Origin of the sequence: Methylobacterium isbiliense, from assembly GCF_022179325.1 — a bacterium.
In the GTDB taxonomy this organism is placed as follows: Bacteria; Pseudomonadota; Alphaproteobacteria; order Rhizobiales; family Beijerinckiaceae; genus Methylobacterium; species Methylobacterium isbiliense.
In genome coordinates, this window is the sequence record NZ_BPQQ01000127.1 from 1 (window position 1) to 1311 (window position 1311).

The following is a 1311-nucleotide window of genomic DNA, read 5'->3' on the forward strand; positions in this document are numbered from 1 at the left end:
TGAGATTGCCCCCGAACTGACCGGACACGGTCTCCCACTTGCGAAGTGTGAGGCTTACAACCGTGTCTATGACCAGCACGCCCGATCGGGTTGAGATCATCACGTCCGTTCAGCGTCGTCGGCGCTGGAGCCCGTCCGAGAAGGTCCGGATGGTCGAGGAGACCTACGAGCCCGGCACGACGGTCAGCCTCGTGGCTCGCCGGCATGGCGTGGCTCCGAACCAGCTCTTCACGTGGCGGCGCTTGGCTGCCCAGGGTGCCCTGACGGCGGCCGGTGCCGAGGAGGAGGTCGTGCCGGCCTCGGATTACCGGGCGCTCCAGAACCAGGTCCGCGAGTTGCACCGTCTTCTCGGCAAGAAGACGCTCGAGGCCGAGATCCTGAAAGAGGCGCTTGAGGTCGCGGCCGGTCCTAAAAAGGGGATGTTGCGCTTGCTCTCGTCGACGGCGGGCTCCCGATGAAGAGCGTCGCCGACGTGATCGGGGTCGCGCGGTCCAACCTCGCAGAGCGGGCCAAGCATCGGCAGCCCAAAAGCGTCGGGCGACCGCCGCAGCCGGATGCGGACCTCATCGCCGAGATCAAGGCCGTCATCGCCGACTTGCCAACGTACGGATATCGCCGGGTGCACGCGATCCTGCGTCGCCGAGCTATGGCGGAAGGACGGCAGCCCCCGAACCACAAGCGCGTCTATGCGGCCATGAGGCGACACGGCCTGCTTCTGCAACGCCATGCCGGCGGGGCCGAGCGCCGTCACGATGGCAGGATCGCCGTCGCCGAGCCGAACCTTCGCTGGTGTTCAGACGGCTTCGAGGTGGCGTGCGACAACGGCGAGCGGGTCCGGATCGCCTTCGCGCTCGATTGCTGTGACCGCGAGGCGATGAGCTACGTGGCCACTACGGGCGGGATCGGCGGCGACGAGGTCCGCGACCTCATGGTTGCGGCCGTGGAGCACCGCTTCGGCCGCCTCGACCGGCTGCCCGGCACGATCGAGTGGCTCAGCGACAACGGCTCCGGCTACATCGCCCATGAGACTAGAAGCTTCGCTCGTAGTCTCGGTCTGGAGCCGAGGACGACGCCCGTCGAGAGCCCCCAGTCGAACGGCATGGCGGAGGCCTTCGTGCGCACGATCAAGCGCGACTACGTCCGTGTGAGCCCGCGCCCGGATGCCGAAACCGTCGTCCGGCAGCTTCCTGGCTGGATCACTCACTACAACGAGGTTCACCCTCACCGAGCGCTCGGCTACCGTTCACCACGCGAGTTCATCAAGGCTCGCTCTGTCCCGTGACCGTGTCCGGTCGTTCGGGGGCAACAACA

1 protein-coding gene is annotated in these 1311 nt (G+C 67.0%); it reads left to right on the top strand.

The annotated features are described in order from the left end of the window. The first annotated feature begins 68 nt into the window (after window positions 1–68). Window positions 69–1282 (top strand): IS3 family transposase gene (locus tag MFF61_RS32745; protein ID WP_373324829.1). Its coding sequence is split into 2 segments (ribosomal slippage): window positions 69–417 and window positions 417–1282, totalling 1215 coding nucleotides; the frame shifts between segments, so codons are not numbered across the junction. The last annotated feature ends 29 nt before the right edge of the window (window positions 1283–1311 follow it).